Annotated in this window: 19 protein-coding genes; 2 read left to right on the top strand and 17 right to left on the bottom strand. The window is 52.3% G+C overall.

The genetic code is table 11. The annotated features are described in order from the left end of the window. From J2X61_RS33665 to J2X61_RS33610, 12 genes are all read right to left on the bottom strand, one after another. Positions 1–214: hypothetical protein (locus tag J2X61_RS33665; RefSeq protein ID WP_310194587.1), on the bottom strand; the 214-nt coding region annotated here is incomplete at its 3' end. Positions 215–515: 301 nt separating this feature from the next. Then, positions 516–1490 (bottom strand): 2-hydroxyacid dehydrogenase, encoded by a 975-nt coding sequence (locus J2X61_RS33660; protein ID WP_310194584.1) that lies wholly within the window; start codon positions 1488–1490, stop codon positions 516–518. Positions 1491–1531: 41 nt separating this feature from the next. After that, the gene (locus J2X61_RS33655) at positions 1532–2746 is read right to left on the bottom strand and encodes an MFS transporter (protein ID WP_310194582.1); all 1215 of its coding nucleotides are present in this window, start codon (positions 2744–2746) and stop codon (positions 1532–1534) included. Between the two features lie 26 nt (positions 2747–2772). After that, on the bottom strand, positions 2773–4344 hold the full coding sequence (locus J2X61_RS33650) for a response regulator transcription factor (protein ID WP_310194579.1): 1572 nt from the start codon (positions 4342–4344) through the stop codon (positions 2773–2775). Then, entirely contained in the window at positions 4341–6134 is a 1794-nt protein-coding gene (locus J2X61_RS33645) for a sensor histidine kinase (protein ID WP_274469713.1), read from the bottom strand. Before J2X61_RS33645 ends, J2X61_RS33650 begins: the two co-directional genes overlap by 4 nt. A gap of 91 nt (positions 6135–6225) precedes the next feature. After that, positions 6226–7053: a carbohydrate ABC transporter permease gene (locus tag J2X61_RS33640; protein WP_274469714.1), complete on the bottom strand. Its 828-nt coding sequence runs from the start codon at positions 7051–7053 to the stop codon at positions 6226–6228. A 29-nt stretch (positions 7054–7082) separates the two neighbouring features. Further along, positions 7083–7955 (bottom strand): carbohydrate ABC transporter permease, encoded by an 873-nt coding sequence (locus J2X61_RS33635; protein WP_274469715.1) that lies wholly within the window; start codon positions 7953–7955, stop codon positions 7083–7085. Positions 7956–8084: 129 nt separating this feature from the next. Beyond that, entirely contained in the window at positions 8085–9218 is a 1134-nt protein-coding gene (locus J2X61_RS33630; RefSeq protein ID WP_274469717.1) for a Gfo/Idh/MocA family protein, read from the bottom strand. Between the two features lie 20 nt (positions 9219–9238). Next, a complete protein-coding gene (locus tag J2X61_RS33625; RefSeq protein WP_274469719.1) occupies positions 9239–10039 on the bottom strand; it encodes a sugar phosphate isomerase/epimerase family protein in 801 nt (266 codons plus the stop codon). Positions 10040–10089: 50 nt separating this feature from the next. After that, positions 10090–11424 (bottom strand): extracellular solute-binding protein, encoded by a 1335-nt coding sequence (locus J2X61_RS33620; protein ID WP_274469720.1) that lies wholly within the window; start codon positions 11422–11424, stop codon positions 10090–10092. A gap of 158 nt (positions 11425–11582) precedes the next feature. After that, a complete protein-coding gene (locus tag J2X61_RS33615) occupies positions 11583–12596 on the bottom strand; it encodes a glycoside hydrolase family 130 protein (RefSeq protein ID WP_274469721.1) in 1014 nt (337 codons plus the stop codon). 556 nt (positions 12597–13152) lie between these two features. Further along, the gene (locus J2X61_RS33610; protein ID WP_310194574.1) at positions 13153–13644 is read right to left on the bottom strand and encodes a CBO0543 family protein; all 492 of its coding nucleotides are present in this window, start codon (positions 13642–13644) and stop codon (positions 13153–13155) included. A gap of 91 nt (positions 13645–13735) precedes the next feature. Between J2X61_RS33610 and J2X61_RS33605 the strand changes: the two genes are divergently transcribed. Continuing rightward, the gene (locus tag J2X61_RS33605; RefSeq protein WP_274469724.1) at positions 13736–14581 is read left to right on the top strand and encodes a hypothetical protein; all 846 of its coding nucleotides are present in this window, start codon (positions 13736–13738) and stop codon (positions 14579–14581) included. Positions 14582–14623: 42 nt separating this feature from the next. Here J2X61_RS33605 and J2X61_RS33600 read toward each other — a convergent pair whose 3' ends face one another. Beyond that, positions 14624–15079: a GNAT family N-acetyltransferase gene (locus tag J2X61_RS33600; RefSeq protein ID WP_310194589.1), complete on the bottom strand. Its 456-nt coding sequence runs from the start codon at positions 15077–15079 to the stop codon at positions 14624–14626. A gap of 260 nt (positions 15080–15339) precedes the next feature. Between J2X61_RS33600 and J2X61_RS33595 the strand changes: the two genes are divergently transcribed. After that, positions 15340–15966 (top strand): nitroreductase family protein, encoded by a 627-nt coding sequence (locus tag J2X61_RS33595; RefSeq protein ID WP_274469725.1) that lies wholly within the window; start codon positions 15340–15342, stop codon positions 15964–15966. A gap of 120 nt (positions 15967–16086) precedes the next feature. On the opposite strand, the gene J2X61_RS33590 is transcribed toward J2X61_RS33595, so the two are convergent. The 4 genes from J2X61_RS33590 to J2X61_RS33575 all read right to left on the bottom strand — a co-directional run bounded on the left by J2X61_RS33590 (position 16087) and on the right by J2X61_RS33575 (position 19600). Continuing rightward, positions 16087–17067, bottom strand: a complete 981-nt coding sequence (locus J2X61_RS33590; RefSeq protein ID WP_310194570.1) for an aldose 1-epimerase — start codon at positions 17065–17067, stop codon at positions 16087–16089. 1 nt (position 17068) lies between these two features. Beyond that, positions 17069–18100, bottom strand: coding sequence for a LacI family DNA-binding transcriptional regulator (locus tag J2X61_RS33585; protein ID WP_310194568.1), 1032 nt, complete (start codon positions 18098–18100; stop codon positions 17069–17071). A gap of 91 nt (positions 18101–18191) precedes the next feature. Beyond that, complete coding sequence (locus J2X61_RS33580; RefSeq protein ID WP_274469728.1) at positions 18192–18506, bottom strand: MocE family 2Fe-2S type ferredoxin; 315 nt, start codon at positions 18504–18506, stop codon at positions 18192–18194. After that, the gene (locus J2X61_RS33575; RefSeq protein ID WP_310194566.1) at positions 18503–19600 is read right to left on the bottom strand and encodes a fatty acid desaturase family protein; all 1098 of its coding nucleotides are present in this window, start codon (positions 19598–19600) and stop codon (positions 18503–18505) included. Before J2X61_RS33575 ends, J2X61_RS33580 begins: the two co-directional genes overlap by 4 nt. Positions 19601–20145 lie beyond the last annotated feature (545 nt).

Genomic DNA, 20145 nt, shown 5'->3' with positions numbered 1-20145 from the left:
AGGCGCAAATAACAGCGCTGGTGTCCGTCAGAATGCCGATTCGGCTCATTCCGGCCGAATAAGCGCATCTGTGTCCGTTAGCCGGGCTCGGACACTCTGGAGCGGCTGCGCAGCTGCTCGCTCCACAAGCGGGCGGCGCCCACGGCGGCGGCCCACCGGGTGCTAAGCGGACGTTCCCCGGCGGCAAGCCGCCGCTCCCGCTGCTAACGGACACAGCGGACGCTATTCGCGGCGTGTCCGCAGCCGCTCGATTCTAACGGACACAGGCGCGCTTATTTGGCTATTTTTGGGGCAAAATCTGCCCCAAAGGCGCAAATAACAGCGCTGGTGTCCGTCAGAATGCCGATTCGGCTCATTCCGGCCGAATAAGCGCATCTGTGTCCGTTAGCCGGGCTCGGACACACCGCCCCCGCTCCGTCCCCTCCCCGGACGGACACCGCCTCTTCGCCGCGCCCACCCCCGGCGAACACAAAAAAGGAGTTAAGCGCACAAACCGCTTAACTCCTTAACAGCCGCTACTTCCTAAGCTCCGGAACTACGTTCGGAGGCACTTCGCCCAGCACGCCTTTCACCAGATTCTCGGCCGCCAGCATCGCCATATCGAACCGCGTCTTATGCGTAGCCGAACCGATGTGAGGCAGCGTAACGACATTAGGCATCCTCAGCAGCGGATTATCGGGAGCGACCGGCTCCTGCTCGAACACATCGAGCCCCGCTCCGCGAATGATCCCCTGCTCCAGCGCTTCAATCAGCGCAGCTTCGTCTACCGTTTGCCCGCGGGACGCGTTGATGAAGATCGCCGACTTCTTCATCAGCGCCAACTCCTCGCGGCCTATGAGACGGGCCGTATCCGCCGTAAGCGGCGTCATGAGAACGACGAAATCCGATTCCCGAAGCAGCTCCTGCAGGGAACGGTAGCTGACGCCCAAGCTCTGCTCGGCCGCCTCTTTCCGGCTGCGGTTATAGTAGACGACATCCATGCTGAAGCCGAATTTCGCGCGTCTGGCGATCGCTTCCCCGATGCGGCCCAAGCCGATAATCCCCAGCTTGGCGTGATGCACGTCGATGCCGAATATTGCCTCATCGCTGCCTTTTTGCCAACGACCGGCCTTCACGTAGGCATCCAGCTCTGGGATTCGTCTGGCCGAGGCCAAAATGAGCCCGAACACGGTATCCGCTACCGTCTCATCGAGTACGCCCGGCGTGTGTGTCCCGAGCACCGCTCTCTCCTTCATAGCTGACAGATTCAGATTGTTATAGCCGACCGATACATTGCTGACGATTCGGAGCTTGGGAGCACGATCCAGCAGCTCCTGATCGATGCTTCCGCCGGAAATCAGCAGCCCGTCAACGTCGGATAACGCTTCCAAAAGCTGCTCACGCGGCATCTCATCTTCTATATCCCATTTGGTATATTCGCAGTATTCTGCTATATACGCTTCCACTTCGCTTGGAACTTGCTTGGCAAGAAATACTTTAGGCCGCCTCATACTCAAAACTCCCTTCTAGTCTATGTAAGAATCGTACCATACTAGAGTTCTAGAAAACCAGTTTTTTCATGAGGCCGTTTCCTGCTCCTGGCCAGAACGAACATGACGGCGAAACCAGCCATGCCCAGCAGCGCCAGCAGCGCGCTTACGTTGTACATCGATTTCGCGCCCAATTCCTGGTAGATCCAGCCCCCGGCAAGCCCGGCGACGATGCCGGACAATCCGCCCCAACTCAGCGCATATACCGCTTGGCCTGACGCCCGGTATTCCGGCGGGATCAACTGCGCCGTCAACTGCGTCCCGACATAATAATAGCCGGCGAACGTAATGGCGTTCAGCGCTTGAATGAACATAATTTGGTACGGCGATACCGCCTCGGCCATCATATACCAGCGCAGTGCGTAAAGCAGACTGACAACCGCAAGACACAGGATCATCGTCCGCTTATCCTTCCGCAAGAATCGGTCGAAAAGCAGGTAAACCGGAATTTCGAATATCGAGGCAAAGAACGCCGACCAACCGATTAGAGCGCTCTTTCCGCCAAGATCGGACATATAGATGGAGACGAAGGTGTTGTTCATCGCATTAGGAATCGAGATGAGAATTCCCATCCCAATGAACGCCATAAACCACTTGTTCCCCATAATTTGAAAATAATTGCCGCGCTGAACACCGCGCCCGCTCCCCCCGCTTCGTGCACCGCCCGGCAGCATCCATGCGAACAGGATCGATAGCCCGAGCAGCAGACCGCATACCGCCCATAGCCGATGAATGCCCAGCCAACCGATGACCGGTCCAGCCGCCAGAGCCATTAATGCCCAGCCCAGCGATCCCCAGAGGCGAAAGGCGCCGAACTTGCGGCCGGTACCCTCGATGGCTTCGAGAATAAGCGAGTTGCTCTGCGAGAACAGCGGAGTTTGAAAGAAAAAGTAAATGAGCAGAAACGTAATCATAAGCGCATATGAGCTTGTAACAAATACCGACTGCAGGCTCAACAGGCTGCCGATGAGCAGTACCGTGAGGATGCGCCTGACATTGGCAAGCCGGTCGCTCCAATATCCCCAGAACGGATTGGCAAGAAGCGAGATAACAGGCCCGCCGGCCAACAGTAAACCGATGGCGATGGAGGACATGCCGAAGTCCTTCAAGTACAGCGGGAAAAACGAACTATACACGGCTAACGCGCCGTATACAACAAAATTGAAGCCTTTGATAACACCAAAGGGCCGCGCTGCGGCCATTGAAAGTGCTGACATCGATGTGCTCTATCCTTTCCGAGGACTTACGTCGTATGTGCGAGCTTTCGATATTGCGTTGGCGTAATTCCGGTGTAAGTTTTGAAAATGGCGCAAAAATATTTGTACTCTTTGTATCCGACACTCTCGGCGATTTCGAAGACGCGGTCGTCCGTTTCCGTCAGCCTCGCCTTCGCCTGCTCAATGCGCACCTCATTCAAATACTCGGCAAACCCTTTGCCGAATTTCTGTTTGAACAGGATGCTGAAATAATTCGGTGTGATTTTCAGCCAAGCCGCGACCTCGGAAGCTTTGATGTCCTTGTTGTACCTCGCTTCAATGTACGACTTCACCCTGTCGGTCAGCCAATGATTCTTGCCCGTGAGCGAATTGTGCACAAGCGAATACATGGCCTCCAGTTCGGTTTGAAGCAGCGATTCCATCGCTCGATAGGAGTTATGCACGAACAAGTCCATCTTATGGGTATGGAACAGATCCGGATACCCGGTCAAATCGATTCCCGTCGACCGGAGTCTTCTCTGCAGCATAATGACCAGCTCTTGCAGCGCATGCCAAACTTCCTTAATCAGACAGCCGCTCTCCCGGAAATCCTGCAGCGCCTTATGGACGCGTCTGTCCAGATCGTCATAGTTCTCTTGGAAAAGCGCCTGAATCAAGCTCTTCTCCAGCTCCAGCAGATCCGGTTGGGGGTGACCCTTCCTCGCAGCAAGCTCTTCATTGTGGAACACAACGGGAGCGGCTGCGGGAAGCACGGCAAATTGCAGCAGCCCCATTGCCTCCATCGCGCTAGGATAAATCTGCTCTGCAGCGCTGAAGGGCTGTGAAACGCCGGCATACAGCTGCACCCCCGGAGCCAGCCCTATGGAGTTCAAGGCATGATGAAGCTTATCGCTGTTATCCGTAAGAGGCGCCGCACATAAGGTAAGCAGCAAGTTCGGGTGGTGGAAGAATGAGAGCGGTTCCAGTCCGCATGTTCGTAAGGCATCGTCCACAGCCGACTCCCACAGGGCGCGCGATTCCCTTCGCTGCTCTTCGGATGAGCTGTCCACCCAAGCCGCATAATCGGCGATCTGAGTCGCGATCATCCGGCATACGGCGGAACCGCCTGCCATTATGGAAGGTACGTAGGTATCGTCCCGCGCCGCATCCCGATCCTGCAGCTTCGATTTCAGCCACTTGCGGCTGCGCTCCAGCTCCTGCTCGTCATGCTGCAGACGCTCTTGTGCAATTTCAACCCCGATGCGCTCCACCATGCCCATGAGCTCTTCGATATTGACCGGCTTCAGCAAATAATCTTCGATGCCCAGCCGCAGCGCCTGACGGGCATATTCGAAATCGTCATACCCGCTGACGATGATGACTCGCGTTCGAGGAAAGCGCTGCTTCAGACCTTTGGCCAGCTCGAGTCCGTCCATGCCGTCCATATTAATATCGGTAAGCACGACATCCACCGGCGTTCGCTCGATACATGCAAGAGCTTCATAACCGTCATAGGCCTCTCCGACCACCTCTACGCCGATCGATTCCCAATGAATGGTCTCCCGTAAACCTTGGCAAATAATCGGCTCATCATCTACGATTAGCAACTTGATGGTCATCGTTCTCCCTCCTGCTCATTCATCCAGTACGGAATTCTTATGCGAATGCATGCTCCGGCACGCGATGGCTCATGTGGAATCGTAATGCCATAATCGCTGCCATATTCCAGCGAGATGCGTTCGTGAATGTTGCAGATCGCATGGTTCATCACATCCTCGTTCCCTTTCCGTGTAATCAGAATTTGCCGAATCTCTTCCAACTTATCCTTGGCGAATCCGATACCGGAGTCGAGAACGTCGATGAATAAATCCCCCTCTTCGGTATAACAACGAACGTCAATTCTGCCGCCTCCACGCGGGAATCCATGCTTGATGCTGTTCTCCACGAGCGGTTGGATGATTTTCTTGAGCAGGACGGCATTATCCAGCTGAGCCTCCAAATACAGCGTAAACTGAAGCTTGCTGCCCATCCGTTTCTGCTGCAAATTCAAATAAGCACGAACGAAGTCCAGCTCACCTGCCAATGTCGTATACCGTTTCTCGCTAATTTGACCCATTCGGAAAAAGCGCGATAACGTCTCGATCAGTTGGCTCGTCTCCGGCGCTTTCTCCAATCTGGCCGTCCACCTGATCATATCCAGCGTATTATATAAAAAATGGGGGTCCATCTGACTTTGCAATATTCGGAGCTCGGAATCCTTTTGTCGGATCTCCAGCTTATACTTTTTATCGATGAGCTCTTTGATCGTCATAACCATATTGTTGAACTGCCTGCCCAGCTCCCCTACCTCATCTTGCGAGCGAACCTTCACTTGTACCGAGAAATCGCCTTTCTTCAGCCGCTGGGTCTGTCTGCTCAGCTCCAGCATCGGGCGAATCATCGCAAATTCAAAGCCGATCAATGCCAACAGCCCCAAGATGACGATAATCAAAATGAGAAATTTCAACGACGCTTTGATCGCTTCCGTCTTCTGTACGATCGCTTGATCCTTGACCAGCGCGACAATGTTCCACCCTGTCGATTTCATACGCTGACTGAACACAATATACGAGACCCCGTCTTCCTCGAGCGAAAAGACTTTGTTCGCCGCTCCCGCATTCACGCCGCGAAGCAGCGCTTCGTCCGGATAGGGACGGCCGATAAGCGACTCATCCTGGTGGAGCAGAACGCTGCCCCCAGGCCGGATCATAAAGATGGAGCCTTGATCTTTGAGCACTGCCGCCCTGAGCAGGTCCGTAATTTCCGACTCATCCAGCCTTACAATCACTTGCCCGACCGAACGCGAAGGGGTTTCGAAGGAATTGATGGTGCGAACCATGGAGACGACCCGTTTGCTGCCGGTCCAACCGCTTTCCAACTTGTAGGAATCCGTCCAGATCACCCGGCCCTTGTTCGACTGGGCAAGATCCAACCACGGCTGCTCCAGCCCTTTGACCGGTTCGCCCATCTGCAGCTGGTTGCCGCCTGTCCCTTGCAGCGAGATCGACTTGATATACCGCTTCGACATGATTTGGAAAGCGATGAATCCTTCGATCACGGTTTGGTCCTTGTTCATTTGCTCCATATTGCTTGGAGTCGTCGGCGTTTCCATAAATCTGCGGAAATTTTCCTGATAAATCATATAGTCGGACAAATCTTCAATCGTCTTGATTTTTTCCGATAAATTCAGCTCGATCGTATTCAAATTTTTCTCCATCGCGTCGATGAACTGCTGGCGCAATATCGCGTCATAACGGCTCAAGATGACATTCCCGATCAGCAAGGACGGAAGTGTCACCAGAAGCACGAAGATGGCGATCGATTTTCTTCTTAAGCTGAAATGCAGGAAAGGATATCTGTTGAATCTCATGAAGTTCCAGCCCCTAACCGGTCTAATACCTCTCATTTTACTACAAAACGGAGACAAGCTGCCGAGAAGGTTATGGAAAGCCGAGCCGCCGCTATCCTTTCACGGCTCCAGCCGTCATCCCTTGCACCAGCTGTTTCTCCATCGCCAGGTAAAAGCCGACGAGCGGGATCAATGCCATCGATAATGCGGCCATTTGCAGCGTCTGGAACCTCGTTTCCGTGCCGGCGAAGTTCGCCAGACCGAGCGGCAGCGTCTTCAGCGCCGCTTTATTGATCAGCACAAGCGCGAACAGGAACTCATTCCAGTTGTAAATGAAGTTGATGATGATGACGGTCGCCAGCGCCGGGCGCGTCATCGGCAGAATGATGGACCAGAAGATCCGGTACAGCCCGGCACCGTCCATGACCGCGGATTCCTCGATGTCCTTGGGGAATGCCTGCATGAAGCCGACGAGAATGAAGATCGTAATGGAGAGATGGAAGGCCGTATAGGGAAGCACCAAAGAAAGATGCGAGTTCAACAGGCCGATTTTTTTCATAATGATGAAGATAGGGACAAGCGTAGCATGAATCGGAATCGTCATACCGATGATGAACAGCCCGTAGACCCAGCCGCGCAAGCGAAAATGGAACCGGGATAAAAAGTAAGAGGTCAACGCTCCGAGCAGCACGGTCAACAAGATGGCGCCCGCTGTCACGATGACGCTGTTCCAGAAATAGGTGCCCAGATGAGCGACTTTCCAGGCATTCGCGTAGTTGCTGAAATTCCAGATCTTGGGCAAACCGATCGGATTCGTGGCATACTCTTCCTCAGACTTGAATGAGCTGACAACCATCCAGACGATTGGAATGATATTCAATGCGCCTAACAGCGCTAGTACAAGATGAATCAACGTTTTTTTCTGCAGAGATGTTTGCATGGCTCCTCCTTCCCCGGCGAGACAACCGGTCAGCCGTTTCTTCGTGTAATGAGTTTGGCTGCGTATATGGCTATGAGGCTGAAGAGCAGAATCAAGATCGAGACGGCGCTGCCAAGCCCGAAATCACTATTATTGAACGCTTGGGTGTACATGTAGATGGTCATAACTTCCGTATTATGGGCAGGTCCGCCGGCTGTCATGACATAGATCAGATCGAAAACGCGGAAGCTGTTGCTGATCGAGAAGATGAGCGTCACCCAGATCGTCTCTTTCAGCATCGGAAGCGTAACGAACCAGAAGCGCTTCCAGCCTGTCGCCCCGTCCATGACGGCGGCCTCCCGCACTTCCTCCGGAATGTTCTGTAAACCCGCCAAGAAAATAACCATATAGAATCCGTAATTTTGCCATAAGTACGTAATGCTGACGGACAGCATCCCCCAACGCGGGCTGCCCAGCCAATTCTGTTTCCAGCTGTCCAACCCGAACAAGCCGAGCGCATTGTTCAGCAAGCCCGATTCGGTGCCGTACACCATATTCCAGATCAGCGATACGATAACCGCCGAGATGATAACCGGCAGGAACAGGATGGAACGGTAAACCTTAAGCCCCCGGAGCGACCGGTTTAACAGCAAGGCAAAGAACAAGCCCGCAGGCAGCTGTCCCAGAATGCCGCTGAACATCATGAACAGGTTGTTCGATACGCCTTTCCAGAAAATGTTATCCTTCAAGACGGATATATAGTTATCCAAACCGACGAAGGACATGTCGGACAATCCGTTCCAGTTGAAAAATGAATAGTAGAACGACATGACGACGGGAAGCATCGCTATCCCGATGTAGATGGCCAATGCCGGCAGCATGCCCAGTGCGATCGTCCACCCCATTCGCTTCGTTACATTCATCGTTGGCCCTCCTTCTCTCTAGATGTTTAATTGCTATCGTGAAGCCGCGTTACGCGCCCGGATGCCAAGAAAGACGGAACGCTAGGGCAAGCTCCGCCTTTCTGGCAGCGATATCCGCTCACCCGCAGCTTACAGTGGAACCGACAGGGAGCGCGATGCCGCTATAATTTCCGATGCCGTCGTTTCGCGTCCGAGCGTATCGGACAAATACAAGCCCTCGCTGATCAGCATCGTCGCAAGCGCGATATCCGCCGTCGGCAGCAGTTCGACGCGCCCTTGGAGGGCGGCGATCCAGTGCCGCTGCGACGAATCGTACGCATCCTCGTGCTCTCTCATGCGATGCCAACGGATATCCATCCGGTTCAGATCGATCTTGCTGTCCAAATCCATATCGGCCACCGTCGTATGAAAGCTGAAATCCGAGGTCATCTCGCCCGAATGATACGCGGGTAGCCGAATGCCGCCTTTGGAGCCGATGATGCTGCTTCCTTCGACGCCTCCCAGATGAACGGCCCACGCTTCAAAGATGTCCAGTGTCAGCCCTCCGCGGAAGGTAACGAACCCGAGCGCCAGTTCTTCGACATCGAAGCCGCTCTGCTCCCGTCTCTGCGGATCCATGTCCATCTCTTGAATCAGCTTGCCGGTCACTCGCTCAACCTCGGTTTCTCCGAGCAAATAGAGCATCTGGGCGATATGATAGACACCCATATCCAGCAGCGCCCCGCCTCCCGCACTTGCTTTCCGCGTGAAATTCGCGGTGCCGAATCCGTCGACGTACGGCCTGCCCCGGCGACGGAAGCCGTTCGAACGGGCGTGGAACAATTTGCCCAGCTTGCCGTCCTCAATCAGCGCCTTGGCCGCTTTCGTTTCTTTCTTGTACAGCGTGCTAAGCTGGATATGCAGCTTCCTGCCGCAAGCTTGAGCCGCGTCGATCATGCTCTTGCCGTCATAGTAAGAACCGGCAATGGGCTTCTCGCAATACACATGCTTGCCTGCCTGCAAGGCGGCAATCGTCAACGGCGCGTGAAAGTTGTTATGCAAGCAGACATCCACCGCGTCGATATCGTCCCGCGCAAGCAGCTCTTTATAGTCGGTGTATACATGGGGAACTCCGAATTTCTCCGCAGCCCGCCGTGCTTCCCCTTCATTGATATCGCACACGGCGACAACCTCGGCTCCTTCGATTTGGGCGTATTGCTCCAAATGCGATTTCCCGATAATGCCTGTGCCGATTATTCCAATTCTGATTGTGGCATATTCCATGTCGTACGCCTCCAGGTAGCTTATCCTTGGCTCCGGCAAGCCGAAGCCAGGATTCGTTTCATTGCAGCCAGCGCCCACTCGATCTCGGTATACGGATCGGAAGCCGCGTTATACTCAATCGCCCAACACCCTTTATAGCCCATCTCGAGCAGCTTGGAGACGGTAAGCTCCGTTGTGTCGGAGAGAACCGTACGCTTGTCCATGTGGGTATGAGTCACCCACGGGGCTACGAGAAGGTCTCCTTGCTCGCTGCCTTCGATCCAGCGGTTCAAATGCAGCAGAACGCCATACCCCGGATGGTCGACCGCTTCAGCGAGCTGCTTCATCCATACCGGATCGAGCGAAATACCCGTATGATTCTCCGGCCCCACCGTAAATCCGTAATCCGCAGCGATCTGCGCATATTCCCGGTACCGGCGCACCGTATAATCGAATTGCTCTTCCGTCACTTCGCCAGGCCCCCGGTTCGCATCAATGCGAACCGTATGAGCTCCGAGCAGTTTCGCCGCCCGCAAATGCGCCAGCGCATTCAAGTGCAGCAGATTGCGGACGTCCGGATCGGCGTCCCACAGATGAGCGCGGTCTACCGCCAGATTCGCAAGCGTTAACTGCCGCTCATCCAGATTACGCTTGATCTTCAGCAGCTCCTCGTCGTCGGGAAGCTGCCAAACCGGAACTTCGCGGTCAGCGAAGAAACCGTTCCAGAGATCAACCGTATCCAATCGGTACCGGTGTTTGACCGTCTCGAGATAGCCGTATATATTCATTTCTCCCTGACTTAACAGCTGATAGAAGGAGAATGCCCCGATGGATGCTTTCATCTCCGCCATCCTTTCTGCTTGGTACCTCCGCCATGAACCGAGGCAGGCCGTTATTTTTTCACTTTATCCATCGCATCTTGCATCTCTTTGGCAATTTGCTCCGGTGTCTTTTGTTTCATCGTAATGGCTTGCAATCCGTTCTCAATCGCATCCTTAACGGAAGCCGGCATCACGCTGTCAAAGACGAGCGCATCGCCCGATTTGGTGAGCTGCAGCATTTCTTTCAAATATTTGCTCGTATCTGCCGGCATATCTACCTTGGCCGGTACGACAATCCCTTTGCTCATCAAGCTCTGGTACAGCTCTGGAGCGTAGAAATATTTCAGGAATTTGATCGCCGCATCTTTCTTCGCGCCCTTCAATTCCTTGCTGAGGCCGATGCCGTATTGAATGACGCCGGCGCTTTTGCCTGCCGTGCCTTTGCCGCCTTCAACGGACGGGAACAGCGCAATGCCGATATTGTCGCCGCTTTCCGCATTGCTGACGCGGAATTTGGTATCAATCGTCGAGGAGGTGATCGTCATGGCCGCTTTCTTCTGCAGGAAATAATCCTGCACCTGCACTTCGTCCATCGTATTCAAGTCCGCATTGAAAGCGTCCAGCTTCGTCAACTCATCGAAGATGCCCAGCGCTTTCACATAGTCGGCATCGGTAAACTTGGCTTGACCCTGCTTCACCTTCGTCAAGAAATCCGTTCCCGCTACGCGGTCTTCGACGGCTGACATCACCGAGGATTGCAGCGGCCATCTGTTTTTGTTGCCGATACCTAACGGAGTAATGCCGGAAGCTTTAAGCTTTTTCACAAGATCAAGGAACTCCGTATAGGTTTTCGGGAATTCGTTGTAGCCGACTTTAGCCAGCATGTCCTTATGGTAATAAATGATATCGACGAACGTCATTTTTGTCGGAATCGCGTATTGCTTGCCGCCTACGTTATAACCGGCCAGCGCTTGCGGAGGCAAAATATCTTTCCATGTATCCATAATTTCATCGAGCGGCATCAGCACGTTGGCATCGATGTAAGGGTCCATGTCGACGCCGGGATATAGAATGAACATATCCGGCATGCTGTTCCCTGCAGCTTCCGTACGAAGCTTGGTCCGGTATTGGGCGGAAGGGATATCCTGCATTTCGATTTTGATCTCCGGATTTAATTGCTGAAACTTCTGGATGCGCTCTTTGTATAGTTGGTTGTCTACGTTAGGGGTTGACCAGTTTTCCTCAAAGCTCAGCGTCACTTGCTCCTTGGCGGCCGGGCTGTTCGAAGCCTTCGCTCCGCCTGCATCTTGCGCCGCCGGTTCCGTGCCGTTCCCGCACGCCGTCAGTGTCAACAAAGCCGCAGAGGCGGCAACGACCACCGATTTTCTAATTAATCCTTGAATCATACAATCCCCTCAATTCATGTTATTTTATTTTACATAGACTTCACAAGAAAATTATAGAACAGACCCGAAGGGGTGAATATCCCATTCAAATACGAAATTATCCGGATTTTTAATGTAATATTTTCGCACACAAATGTAAACTCCCCTGTATCCTTCCATTAGTTACCACGCAGCATATAATCGACCAAATCATCCACAGGTACTGTAGCCAATGCGATAGCGGTATCCGTCACACCATAATAAATGTAGAGGAGACCGTCTTTGACGACGTTGCCTGTCGGGAAAATGACATTCGGGATTTGGAAGCCGAATTTCTCATAATACGTTTCGGGTTCCATGATGAAATGATGGGTTCTGGCAATGATTTTCTCGGGATTCTCTAAATCGAGCAGCAGCGCGCCTACCCGGTATACCGTATCCTTATCGACGCCATGATACAGCGTGAGCCAGCCCCGGTCCGTGCGAACCGGCGGTGTAGACCCCCCGATCTTCTTGAACTCCCACTCCTCGTTCTCCGCTTTCGCGAGCAGCTTCGGTTCTTCCCAAGTCAACAAATCGTCCGAATACGTAATCCACATCGCCGCTTTCTCCGTACCGTAAGCCTCGCCGACGTACTCTTCCGGCCTGCGCAGCAGCACGTATTTCCCGTTAATTTTCTCAGGGAATAGAATGTTGTCGCGATCGTTGATGTCCAATGGCGTTGTGTCGCACAAATACTCCCAATGGATCAAATCCTTCGACGTCAGGATGCCCGAACGCGTGAGCCAATGCTCGGGCTTCTCCCCCCAGCCGTCCGGGTACTTCGGTATGGAGCGCTCCGGTATCCCGGCTCCCGTCGGATAATAATTCATGGCGCAGGGACGAAGGGCGTAGTTCAAATAGAACGTATCGTCAATTTTGACGATGCGCGGATCCTGTACACTGCCATACGGGAAGCCGAGCATGTCGGGAGTCACGATAGGCTCCTCCACCACGTGGCGGAAGTGCACGCCATCTTCGCTTTCCAGCAATCCCAGGAAATTTTTGCATGGCGTCAGCGATTCCGCCGTTCGTTCGATCATATAAAACTTATCGTTATGGATAATGACCGCCGGATTAAAAACCGTAACTTTTCGCCAATCGTAGAGACCAGGCACAACAATCGGATTTTCTGGATGTCTGGTGATTTTCACTCGATTTCCTCCTAGAATTCTGATGCATGTTAGAATGATCACGCTTACTTCAATGATCGCTTTCCAACAGATCCACGATGTTAGTATTAACTTCGCTTCATGTAACAAATTATATAAGCATTATTCCGGTTCTCATATCCCACGCATTTACGATAATATCCGAAAAAATATAAATAAGTTACGCGCAGACGGATGGAAAAGTCGATTTGGCGACGCATTTCCTCCATTTTTGAGATAATAATGAAATCGCTTCCAATTATCGGGAAGACATGCATGGCGGCAATGCGATGCCGGCCGAAAATATAAACGGCGGCGTCAGAATACGTTCTGGGCACCGCTTTTCATCAAATTTGCCGCACACCTTGCGCATAATCGCTTGGGCATCCGCTAAAGTATCAGCTAGGCGGATTGTATTCTGCGGTACTTGTACGATTGTATTCGATTTTTCGAATACATTCTTCGCATTCTGCCGCACACGCACCGATTGTATTCGATTTTTCGCATACAAAGCTCGGTACAAGGCCGATCTCTCACAACAAAAAATCCCCCGACAACTTCATCCGACACGCATGTCCGTGAGGTCATTGGGGCTTCGGTCGAACAAGCCGTTTTGCACTAAAACTTTATAATAGACATACACCAGTACATAAGCGAGCGCATAACTCAGAAATGTCCACCCTATATTCCAATGATTGCCATACTCTACTTTGCCGTATTGTAAGGCCACCCACTCCAATCCCGTTGTAAGTAGACATAAACAGATGATTTTCAACCATACATGGCGATGGTTATGGCGTATCCAATAGATCATATACCCGGCGAAAACAGGATACAGGCCGATATCCAACGGAAGCGCAGAGAGCGTCTCATCATTTTCAATCAAGGGTGTAAAATCCCAAAATTCCAGATGATACCCCATATCATTGATCAATGCAGATATCGTGGCTGTAAATGGAAAAATGAGCAGAACGACAATCCGCGCTTTCTTATAGAGATAGATCCCGAAAATCCATGGGATGATGAAACCGACGATTATATTAAATAACATAAAATCACCTCTCTCTAGATTGACTATTATCCCCTCAATCTGGATAACCTATCCAAGTGACATTATTTTCCCAAAGAATAGGGAGTAGAACGTGAGCAGTCATTCCTATTGGTATTACGGTCTTAGCGCAGTAAGCTTGATTCTGCTTATCTACATATGCCGGAAAAGATCTATGGAACGAAGTCTTCTTTTGTTTCTCGCGATGGTGCAAATTACTTATTTCATTGAGACGGTCATCTATATTTTTCTGGACAGTTATGCATACACGCCTGAAATTATCCAGCACAGCACATACTTTGACAGCAATATAGGGGCTCTCGCATCCAATTTATTCATCGTTCCTGTCCTCGCTGTCCTGCTAGCCACTTTCCGCTTAGGCTGGGCATGGGTGCTGTTATTCGTCGGACTATTGTGCGGTACAGAGCTGTTATTTCTAAAGCTTCACATTTACTACCTGCATTGGTGGCGGGTATTTTACACGGCAATCGGACTGTTGATATTTTTGCCCAGCACAAAAAAGATATATCCACTCCTGCTGCGCCCTTTAGAGGGATGGCTGCATAGCTTGTTTTTGTTTCTTTGCACCGCTCCTATCCTCGGGACGCTTCATATTATGCCGATCATGTTTCTGATGAACCGTTCTTACTCGCTCGGCTGGTTTGACGATAAAGACCACGACACGACTGCTTTTTCATCGATCTACTACTTGGTCGCCACTTTCATCCTCATGATCTTTGTGAAAATGAAAATGAAGCTGTGGCTGAAGCTGCTGCTGCAGGCAATCTGCTTTATCATCATTACCGTCGTGCTGCACATGTCCGGAATCTTGGATATCCGTGCCAAGTGGGATCCTTGTTATTATGTACTGTTTCCGCCGGCCGTTTCTCTCATCGCCATGAACATTAGCAAACGGTTGTCGAACGGACCTAGCTCCTAACAAAAAAAGGCTGCCGGTTGCTTCTACCGGCGGCCTCCCTAATTATAATTCTTTGGTCATAAAAACACTGTTAGGATCTTCCTCATAATCGGCAAAAGGGCCGCATTCCTGGAACCCGAAGCTGGCGTACAGCTTAATGGCCGGCTGAAACTCCTCCATGGAGCCTGTCTCCAGGCTCAGACGCTGATACCCTCGGCGCTTGGCTTCTTCCATAATATGTTCGAGTACTCGCCGGGCTACGCCTTTGCGCAAATGATTGGCAGCGGTTCGCATCGACTTCAATTCACCGTGCTCACGGTTCAGCTCCTTTAACGCTCCGCAGCCTGCCAGCTCATCCTGCTCCCATGCGCTCCAGAAGGTGACGTCAGGCCGTTTCAATCCGTCCAGATTCAGCGCATGCATACTCTCCGGCGGGGATAGCGCCGACATGTTCTGCAGGTGTTCGTTAATGAGCGCAGCCACCTCCGGACCGCTAAGATCGTCCAATTTGATTGTCAAATTTGCCACTTTCCTATCTCTCCTTTTGCCCTGAATGTGTTCTGCCGAAAGGCGCTGCGTTCAGCGTACGCCCCGCTCTTGAAATATCATTATATATGTTCGTGATTCATAACCATAAATGCCATTTATAGATCATTCCGATCTAATTTCAAGAACGGTTGCATATACAAAAAAACAGATTGACATTCTTCAGGATTCGACATATGATTCTCCTATATTAAATATCTTAATTTAGAGATAATATAGGAGTGAGCACATTTATGAGCGATTTTATGTCTATTGTAAAAGAACGCCGATCGGCCAACGCCTTCATCCCGAATATCGAAATCCCGAACGAAGATTTAAATGACATTTTGAATACGGTCAAATTCGCTCCCTCCGCCTTTAATCTTCAACACGCACACTACATCATCGTAAAGGATCCGGCCGTCAAAGAGGAAGTATACCAAGCGGCCAGCAAACAATACAAAGTTCAATCCGCTTCCGCGGCCATTCTCGTGCTCGGCAATCTGAATGCCTATCAAGACGTCGCCAGATTAAACGAAGGATTTCTTCAGCTCGGCGTGCTTAGCAAACAAGAATATGACATGACGGTTGACAATGTTACAAGTTTCTATGAAGAACGCGGTGCCGCCTTCAAACGCGATGAAGCGATCCGCAATGCCAGTCTGTCCGCTCAGCTATTCATGCTGGCAGCCAAAGAAAAGGGCTGGGATACGTGCCCGATGATCGGGTTCGATCCGGACAAGATGCGTGAGGCGCTGAACATCCCTGACGACTATGTGCCTGTCCTGCTCATCGCGATCGGCAAGGAATTGACGGAGAAGCGCAGGCCACGGGGCTACCGTAAACCGGTCGGCGAATTCGTAAGCTTCGATCGTTTCTAAGGAGGCTGGGCGCGAGCTCGCCTTGCTACGAACAACTTCAAGCCAACAAGACCTTCTTCGCCCCGCCGGGATAAGGTATTGTTGGCTTGTTTGATTTCCTTCACAGCTATCGCCTCGCTGCTAGACGAGCTCCACCCACAGCCCTGTCGACATCTGCACCTCTTCTCCAGGACTCAGACCCCTGGCACCCGTTAGCTCGTCTGGGTAATGCAAATTAAAAGCATCCGTTACACACGTGTAGGGTTCAATGGAAAAGGCATCCGCCCAGCCCGGTTTAAACAGCAGCACAACCGGAAAGCTGCGGTCCGGCTCATACGCAATGAGGTACCCGGCTTCCTTCATCTCCAAGCGGCATATGCGATCTTCTTCACTCAGTGTAAACATGAAGCAGCCTGCTTCCGGATAATCCGCCAGAGCAACGCCTCGGCGCCATTGTCCGCAAAGCTCCGTCGACGATGGCTCGCCTGTGACGAACGATAACGGCGTTATAGGCCACTGCTCTGCGGCTGGAACCACGAGCGTACACGGACCGCTCGACGCCGGGACGGCCAAATAAGGATGCAAGCCAAAAGCAAACGGCGCGCGTTTGCTTCCGTGATTGACCGCCGCAATATGCATATCCAGGCGTCCCTTATCCAGCGTGTACGTCACGGTGAAGCTGAGCTCATGACCATAATAAGCCAGAATGTCCGGATGATCCTTGAAATGAAAGGAGCAAGTCACATAAGCGCCATTCTCTTCAGCGGCGCCATAGCCGTCTACGATCCATGGCTTCCGCGACAAATCTCCGTGCAGATGGTAGTGCGGCGGTTCATTAATCGGCAGCACATACTCCGTGCCTTCGAAGGAAAACCGCCCGCCCTTCACCCGATTCGGCGGAAACAGGATCGGGATGCCGTACCACGTGCGGATGCCGCTGTTGCCGATGAACGCCGTCATATCCGGGGGCGGCGTGATAACCGGCTTGCCCCTGCACGCATAGGCAATGAGGTTGTTTCCACATTCGGGTATTAGTGTGGCTTTGGCCTGACTATAGCCATCATGGAGTTCAATTGCGGTGTAATCACCGTAATCTCTGATCTCTACAGCGTATCCGCTCATGCTACGGGTTCCTTTCCAAACATTCGGGAATGATAATGCTCGTCTCCGTATATAAATACTCGCTTTCCGGCCGTTTGCCCGAGAAAATCAGATCATACATAATGCGCAGCGAAGTGTAGCCTTGCCTTAAGGGATTTTGCATAATGGTAAAATCAATCAGACCCTGCCGCAGCCACTGCTCGACCTCGGGCAGCAAATCGTTGCAAACCATCCGCAGCTTGCCGCCAAGACCCGCTCGCATGACGGCATCCAGACAACCGGCCACATCGCCGGTCGCCATGTAGATCCCGTCGAGATCCGTATGCCGGGCGAGCGCATCGCTCACTTGAGAGTGCGTATCTGCATAACGGTCGTACGATTGTATCAGCTGAACGATCTCCATCTCCGTGCCGCTTAGCGCATCGCGAAATCCGTTCACCCTGGACCGGTGAGCCTGAAAGCTCATGCTGCTGGCCAGGACCAGCACACGGGCTTTGCCCCGCAGCATTCGGCGCATGAGTCCCGCTGCGATTTGACCGCTGCGGTACAAATCCTGCCCCACAAAGCAAACTCGTTTGGATTCTCCGACATCAGAGTTGAACGTAACGACGGGGATGCCTTGAGCGGCAGCATCGTTAATACGTGCCCGGATGAGCTCATCGTCCATTAAGGAAACCAGGATCCCGCTAACGCCTTCGCCGATCAGCTGTCCGATCGCTGCCGCGCCTTCTTCCGGCCGGCGGTTATCGACATACCGGTATTCCACCACGATGCCAAAATCTTTCAGTTCCTCAGCGGCGGCCGTAATGCCGCTTCTAACCTCGCCGAAAAATGCAATCTCTTTCGGCGGCATGACCACCCCGAACTTGACGGGGTTTTTGTTCAGCGCTAATGCCTTGGCGGCCATATTGGGCACGTAGTTGAGCTCATGCGCAATAGCCATGATGCGTTCGCGAATTTGCGGTTTGACGCCAGGTCTTCCGTTCAGCACGCGATCCACGGTGCCTCGGGACACGCCGGCTTTCTCAGCGATTTGCCTGATCGTTACTGTCATCGTGTTCTCTCCATTCTTCATTGTGCGCGGGCACATTTTTCATTATGAAGGATGGCATGGAGGTTGACAAGCTACCGCTGCAGAATTGCCCTTAAATCTGGATAAACACTCTTTGTCCCTCGATTTTGACGGGATACGTCTGCAAATTCACGCAGACGGGCGCCCGCTTGGCGGCCCCTGTGGGGATATCGAATCTGCCGTTATGCTTCGGGCACTCAATCACGCTGCCGATCACCAGACCCTTGGACAGATGAACCTTCTCGTGCGTGCAAAATCCGTCGGATGCATAGAATTGTCCTTGCTCCGTACGGTAAATGGCAAATGTTCGATCGCCATGATCGAAGCGAATCACATCCTCCGTCTCAATGTCATCTGTTCCGCAAGCTTCTACCCATTCCATACTCATGATGTTTTCTCGCTCCTTATCTCGAGGTTATGCTCGATCCCGTACATATAGGGCCGCGCCGTACTTGGAAGCGGCTTTATGACCACATAGGACGGATCTTGCTTTTGCTTGATTAACGCATCGATTACTTCTTTCAACGCAGCCCACAGGCTTGTGCGCGCCGCCGGGCAATCGCTTTTCATTTCCTCATGCAGCTTGGGGAGTGCGTGATACGGCACCATCGGGAACATGTGATGCTCCGTATGGTAATTCATATTCCAGTACAAGAAGCGGAACACCGGATTCATGTACACGGTACGCGTGTTCAAACGGTGGTCCAGTACATCCTCATAGAGGCCCAGATGCTGGCACATGCCGAACAGCAAGACGACAATATTGCCGTAGAAAGAGGGCAGGAAAATGAACATCGCAGGCAGGATGCTGCCCGCATACAAGCAAGCCGCAAGTACCGCGGCAAGAATCAGCATGTACACGCGCGCTTCCCGGAACACCTTCCGGTACTCGGATGGCGCAATGTACACCTTCTCGTGCTCTTCGAGCCGGCCGAACGTGTGAAGCACGAATCTTTTGACTTCAATCGGTCCGCCGTATAAGTGAAAAATTTGCAGCATAATAATCCGCCAGATCGGAGGCCTTTCCGTCAAAATTTCAGGGTCGCGCCCAACGATGATCGTATCGGTATGATGCCTTGCATGGCTCCATCGCCAGGGAGTAGCCGATCGCAGGACCATGAAGGAAGCGATCTGATACACCGCCTCGTTCATCCATGGGGTCTTGAAGGCTGTGCCGTGTCCGCATTCGTGCCATCTGGAATCCCCGGGCGTGGCGTAGAAAATGCCGTACAGCAGAAACGCCGGCACCGCCCACCAGGTTCCCCATGATAGATAAGCCAAATACCCGAATACCGCCAGCGCGCCGAACCACACGATCGTATCGCGGATCGCGGGGCCATCTTTGCGCTTCATCAGCTCCTTCATCTTGGCCCGTGGAATCGGGCTTGCATACCACTCCGCCGAAGCAAGACCGCGCTCTTGCGCGCGTTGGTTTTCCGGACCGGTCAAGCTGTAGTCCCGCTTTTGAACAACAATTGCCACTTGCTATCCCTCCTTTTACAGCTCCTTATCAGTTTATGTGCCCGGGCACAGTTTAGAATAAAAAAATGCCCCCGTCGATAAGCTTCAACCCTGGGCCTTTCCCACGCTAACGGACACAGGTGCCCTTATTCAAGGAACATAGGCTCCTCTGTTATTGTAACGGACACCAGTTACCGTCAGAATTAGCCCGCAGATCGTGCAAATAAGGTCCGCTGTGTCCGTTACAATCAAGAAACAATTCTTCTTGGGAATATAACGGCCGCTCTGTCCGTTAGATATGCAGGCCAAGCGCTGAGGGAGTGGAGAGGCGATCCTTCACTCGGATCACCCGTAACTGGAATTTCTCCTGTTAAAAAATCGAAATTCACCTCACGCTGCAGTCATAACTGGAATTTCTCCCGCTAATTCCGCCAAAAGTGCCCCAAAAGCTCAACTAGTGCTGATTTTAACTGGAGAGTTTCCAGTTATTCTTTCTGTAGAAGAGTTAGGTGGTAGAATAACGGGAGTTTTTCCATGTATCACCCGGCGCGTTTCAAACGACCAGC

It is taken from the genome of Bacillus sp. 3255 (assembly GCF_031456485.1).
Lineage (GTDB): Bacteria > Bacillota > Bacilli > Paenibacillales > NBRC-103111 > Paenibacillus_E.
The sequence above is the reverse complement of the archived record's forward strand: the minus strand, read 5'-3'. Positions and strand labels throughout refer to the sequence as shown.